At 63.8% G+C, this 5,476-nt stretch carries 5 protein-coding genes; 3 read left to right on the plus strand and 2 right to left on the minus strand.

Annotated features, from left to right (window positions below):
- The coding region (locus EN994_RS16050; RefSeq protein ID WP_127307635.1) for a phytanoyl-CoA dioxygenase family protein at positions 1-562 on the plus strand (562 nt) is incomplete at its 5' end.
- 301 nt (positions 563-863) lie between these two features.
- Positions 864-2,141, plus strand: a complete 1,278-nt coding sequence (gene purD, locus EN994_RS16055) for a phosphoribosylamine--glycine ligase (protein ID WP_127307636.1) — start codon at positions 864-866, stop codon at positions 2,139-2,141.
- Between the two features lie 13 nt (positions 2,142-2,154).
- Here purD and EN994_RS16060 read toward each other — a convergent pair whose 3' ends face one another.
- Both EN994_RS16060 and EN994_RS16065 read right to left on the minus strand, forming a co-directional pair.
- Positions 2,155-3,264, minus strand: a complete 1,110-nt coding sequence (locus tag EN994_RS16060; protein WP_032809930.1) for a glycoside hydrolase family 25 protein — start codon at positions 3,262-3,264, stop codon at positions 2,155-2,157.
- Positions 3,265-3,510: 246 nt separating this feature from the next.
- Positions 3,511-3,729, minus strand: coding sequence for a hypothetical protein (locus EN994_RS16065; RefSeq protein WP_013532811.1), 219 nt, complete (start codon positions 3,727-3,729; stop codon positions 3,511-3,513).
- A gap of 214 nt (positions 3,730-3,943) precedes the next feature.
- Between EN994_RS16065 and EN994_RS16070 the strand changes: the two genes are divergently transcribed.
- Positions 3,944-5,476 (plus strand): acyl-CoA dehydrogenase family protein (locus EN994_RS16070; protein WP_127307637.1); only part of this gene is annotated, 1,533 nt, incomplete at its 3' end.

A 5,476-nucleotide genomic window follows, 5' to 3' on the forward strand; every position in this document is an offset into this window, starting at 1 on the left:
ACCCGCCGCCGAACTGGCGGCGGCGGTGATGCAGTCGCGCACCGCGCAGTTCTTCCATGATCATGTGCTGGTGAAGGAACCCGGCACGCAGAAGCCGACGCCCTGGCATCAGGACATCCCCTACTATTTCGTCGATGGCCAACAGACGGTGAGCTTCTGGATACCCATCGACCCGGTGAAAGAGGCGACGCTGCGGCTGATCGCCGGCTCGCACAAATGGGACAAGATGATCCTGCCGGTGCGCTGGCTCGACGATAGCAATTTCTATGCCGGCGAGGGCGACTATCTGCCGGTGCCCGATCCCGACAAGGACCCTTCGATGAAGGTGCTCGAATGGGAAATGGAGCCGGGCGACGCCATCCTGTTCGACTTCAGGACCGCGCATGGCGCGCGTGGCAATATGACCGCGGCGCGGCGCCGGGCGCTGTCGCTGCGCTGGGTCGGTGACGATGCGCGCTATGTCGAGCGGCCGGGCCGCACCTCGCCGCCCTATCATGGCCACGGCATGCAGCCGGGCGAGAGGCTGCGCGAGGACTGGTTTCCGGTGGTTTTCTCCGCCTAGCGAATCGCCAGAAAATTGGCGGCGGTATCCGCCGCCAATTTTCTGCGGGGATAACGTTCCCGTGCGCAATTGCGATCTAAACACCCTGATGCCTTGACCCGTCGCCCGGAGAGCAATAGCGGGTCTCCAAGAGACTGTTTCGAAATTCGCTCTGGCGAGTCATATGGTGGTGGTTTCGAGAACCGCAGCGGAGCGGACATTTGGTCCGTGAGCTCAGTTCTACTGCACGCAGTAGAACGGGAAGCGCAGAAAACGCCATCAGATGGCCGCCAGAGCAGAATTTCGGCATCAAGAGGTGGCCATGAACGTTCTTCTTCTGGGCTCCGGCGGCCGCGAACATGCGCTCGCCTGGAAGATCGCCGCGTCGCCGCTGCTGACGAAGCTTTATGCCGCCCCCGGCAATCCGGGCATTGGCGGCGAGGCCGAACTGGTCAAGCTCGACATCGCCGATCACGCCGCGGTCACCGCATTCTGCCGGGAGAAAAAAATCGACCTCGTCGTGGTCGGTCCGGAAGGCCCGCTGGTCGCCGGTATTGCCGACGATCTGCGCGCCGAAAATATCCGCGTCTTCGGTCCCTCCAAGGCAGCGGCACAGCTGGAAGGCTCGAAAGGTTTCACCAAGGACCTCTGCGCCCGCTACAACATCCCGACCGCCGCCTATGGCCGTTTCAGTGACCTGGCCTCGGCCAGGGCCTATGTCGAAAAGACCGGGGCGCCGATCGTCATCAAGGCCGACGGGCTCGCTGCCGGCAAGGGCGTCACCGTCGCCATGACGCTCAGTGAAGCACAGGCAGCCCTCGATGCCTGCTTCGATGGTTCCTTCGGCGCCGCCGGCGCGGAAGTTGTGGTCGAGGAATTCATGACCGGCGAGGAGGCGAGCTTCTTCTGTCTTTGCGACGGTACCACCGCACTGCCCTTCGGCACCGCGCAGGATCACAAGCGCGTCGGCGACGGCGACACCGGTCCGAACACTGGCGGCATGGGGGCCTATTCGCCGGCACCGGTGATGACGCCGGAACTGGTCGAGCGCACCATGCGTGAGATCATCGAGCCGACCATGCGCGGCATGGCCGAACTGGGCGCGCCTTTCTCCGGCGTGCTGTTTGCCGGGCTGATGATCACCGACAAGGGGCCGAAGCTGATCGAATACAACACCCGCTTCGGCGATCCGGAATGCCAGGTGCTGATGATGCGGCTGGAGGATGATCTGCTGGTCCTGCTCAACGCGGCAACCGACGGCCAGTTGGCACATACTTCGGTGCGCTGGCGCGACGAGGCGGCATTGACCGTGGTGATGGCGGCGAGAGGCTATCCCGGCAGGCCGGAAAAAGGCTCGGTCATCCGCGGCGTCGAAGACGCGGCAAGCGACGGCGTCCAGGTCTTCCACGCCGGCACCGCCATCAATGGCGGCGCGCTGGTGGCCAATGGCGGCCGCGTCCTCAACGTGACGGCATCAGGCGCCACGGTCGGCGAGGCGCAGAAACGAGCCTATGCCGCGCTCGACCGCATCGACTGGCCGGACGGGTTCAGCCGCCGCGATATCGGCTGGCAGGCGGTGGCGCGCGAACAGGGAACCTGAAGTCCGCGTTGGCTTACCGCTGGCCGCGGTCGAGTTCGGTCGAAGCGGTGCTGAGCGGATCGGCAGCGGCAAACGCAGCGTCGAGTTGTGCGGGCGAACGCCGCTCGGTCCGCTTCCAGGCGACATATTGGACAATGCCGAAACTCGGTCTCCGGGGCACCGTCTTCACGACCGGCATGCGGAAGCCGTCGCGGAAACGGGACCAGCGTGTGCCCAACGCTGCGACCATGTCCTCGAAAGTCGGCGGCGCGGCCACAGACGCATAGGTGATGGTGACATTGCCGGCGAGGCCGGCCTCGCGTGAAACCGGCAGCGGTATGGAGGCGAGATAGTCCGGCGGCACGTCGATAAGCCCGCCGAACGGCCATTGCGCGCGCAGCGTGGCGGCGTCGGTCGGCGCGACATTGACGTCTATGTCGTTAGGCGTGCCGGCAACCCTGTAAGGGCAGCGGAAACGGCCGCAATTGGCTTGCGCCGAAAACTGCCACAGTGCGTAGCCTTGCCAGTTGCCCATCGGAAAATGCACGTCGATGTCGGACTTATAGCGGGCATACCAGAGCGGCAGCCGCGACAGGAGCCGGTATCGGTAGCTGTTGTCGGCAATGTACTGGGCGGTCTTGCCGTTGGTGTACAGCACCGGGAAACGGCCGATGCGCCGATGCACCTGGCGGACGAACTCCTCGGCATCGTCGAGCGACATCCATTGCGAGGGATCATTGCCCTCAATGTCGAGAGCCATGAGATCGTCGGGCGCAGGCTCGGCGAAATCGAGGAAATTGTTGGCCTGTTCGACCGGATTGCCCGGGCGGGCAAGGTGATAGGCGCCCCATTTCAGGCCGAGTGCCTTGGCCACCACCCGGCGCGTCTGGAACAGTTCGCGCGTCACCGCATGGCGTTTCCACAGCGCCTTGCAAAGCTTCACCTCAATGTCGTTGCCCAGGCAGAAATAGGGCGGCGGCATGCCGTCGGAGGCCTTGTTGATGAAGCCGACGACCCGCTTGTCGGTGGCGAGTTGGGCCCAACCGATGGAATTGTATTCGTAGGCATCGACCACCAAAGCGCGGTCGGCGTTCTTCCAGGGTTCGGAAAAATCCGAAGCCTTTGCCGCCGTGGACAGCGCCATCGTCGCCGCCAAGGCGAGAAGCGCCAGCGCATGTCGCCCAAAAGTGTGCAGCGGTTTTGGGGCAACGACATGCGGAGGAAACAATGGCTTGAAGGGCGTCGGCACGACACTCTTCAAGCGGCGAAGGAGACGCGCCGTCCTTTTCAAAACAGGGAATCCCCGTTGATCAAAGACAAATCCTGAACGGCTATGGTTAAGGAAGTACTTTCGGGGCTGACTTCAGAAAAGCTGGCGACGCATCAGCTGCTAGAATTCAAACGGGTCCGGAGCCGGCTCTTGCCGCAGCGTGCCCTCGGCGGCGCGTTTGCGGTGGTGGGCGAGTGAGCATTGCGGCGAGCATAATATGCCGCGATCCGACCAGTAGGCGGCCCCGTGGTCCAGTCTGCCGCCATGGTAGCAGAACCCCTCCGCTCGATAGGGCAGGCCGCATTCGATGCAGCGATAGGCGTCGGGTCTGGCAAGCATGGGCTGTTCCGGTTGGCTGGTTCTGATCCGTCGCCGGTCGACTTGATCCGGCATGGATTGAACTTAATACGCGCCGCCGCGATTGCAAAATCCGCGTGACAAAATTTGACGTTTACGTAAAAAGAAGATGGGAGAGCGCTGATACGGCGGGTGGTTTTGCAGCGGCGCTGGCTCTAGGGTCGGCAGGACCGATGCATCGGAAGGAGTAAGCGGCATGTATAGGGCACCGGTCGAGGATATCGCCTTCACGCTCAAGCACGTCGCCGGCATGAAATCGGCGCTCGATGCCGGCAGGTTCGGCGATCTCGGCGATGACCTGGTCGATGCCGTTCTTGGCGAGGCCGGCCGCTTCGCCACTGAAGAGGTCGCACCGCTCTACACGATCGGCGATCGGCAAGGGGCCGTGCTGAAGGACGCTGCCGTCACCACACCACCCGGCTGGAAGGAACTCTATCGCCGCTGGATCGATGGCGGCTGGAACGCGCTCTCCGGGCCTGAGGAATATGGCGGCCAGGCGCTGCCGACCATGCTTGGCGTTGCCGCGCTCGAAATGTGGAACTCCGCCGCCATGGCCTTCGGCATCGGCCCGACGCTGACCATGGGCGCTGTCGAAGCGCTCGACAAACACGCCTCCACAGACCTCAAGGCAAAGTATCTCGGAAAGCTCGTCTCCGGCGAGTGGATGGGCACGATGAACCTGACCGAGCCGCAAGCCGGTTCGGACCTCGCCGCCTTGCGCGCCCGCGCGGAGCCGGTGGGTGACGGCAGCTACCGCATCTTCGGCCAGAAAATCTTCATCACCTATGGCGAGCACGATTTCACCGACAACATCATCCATCTGGTGCTGGCGCGGCTACCGGATGCGCCGGCCGGCACGCGCGGCATATCGCTGTTCCTGGTGCCGAAAATCCTGGTCGGCGACGATGGCGCGCTCGGCGCGCGCAACGATGTCTTCTGTTCCGGACTTGAGCACAAGCTCGGCATCCACGCCTCGCCGACCTGCACCATGATCTATGGCGATGGTTTCCAGGGCGCCAAGCCCGGCGCTATCGGCTGGCTGATCGGCGAGGAGAACAAGGGCCTCGCCTGCATGTTCACGATGATGAACAATGCGCGGCTTTGTGTCGGCATGCAGGGGGTAGCGGTCGCGGAAGCCGCAACGCAGAAGGCGATCGCCTATGCCAATGAACGCCGGCAGGGCAAGGCCGCGAGCTACACTGGCACGGGTATGGCGCCGATCGTCCATCACCCCGATGTCCAGCGTAACCTGCTGACCATGAAGGCGCTGACCCAAACCGCGCGCGCCATCAGCTATTCCTGTGCCCACGCCATCGACATGGCCGGTGTCTCCGCCGGTGACGAGGCGGCCCACTGGCGCGACCGCGCCAATCTGCTGACGCCGCTGGCAAAGGCGTTCTCGACCGATATCGGCGTCGAGGTTGCCTCACTCGGCCTCCAGGTTCATGGCGGCATGGGCTTCATCGAGGAGACGGGAGCGGCCGCCTTCTATCGTGATTCGCGCATCGCCCCGATCTACGAGGGCACCAACGGCATTCAGGCGATCGATCTGGTGATGCGCAAGCTGCCGCTCGGCGGCGGCGACCATGTGCATGGTTATATCGCCGAACTGGCTGATATGGCCGCAGCGGTGCGGACCTCGAACCTGCAGGGTTTCGGCCGCACCGCCGACGCTCTCGACGCGGCACTTGGCGATCTCAGCGAAGCGACCCGCTTCCTGCAGAAACTG

Source organism: Mesorhizobium sp. M7A.F.Ca.CA.002.09.1.1, from assembly GCF_003998555.1.
Classification (GTDB): domain Bacteria; phylum Pseudomonadota; class Alphaproteobacteria; order Rhizobiales; family Rhizobiaceae; genus Mesorhizobium; species Mesorhizobium ciceri.

Excerpts from the sequence above, each read along its gene's own strand:
- purD (WP_127307636.1), top strand. The coding sequence starts at position 864 with ATGAACGTTCTTCTTCTGGGCTCCGGCGGCCGCGAACATGCGCTCGCC.
- EN994_RS16060 (WP_032809930.1), bottom strand. The coding sequence starts at position 3,264 with ATGGCGCTGTCCACGGCGGCAAAGGCTTCGGATTTTTCCGAACCCTGG.
- EN994_RS16065 (WP_013532811.1), bottom strand. The coding sequence starts at position 3,729 with ATGCTTGCCAGACCCGACGCCTATCGCTGCATCGAATGCGGCCTGCCC.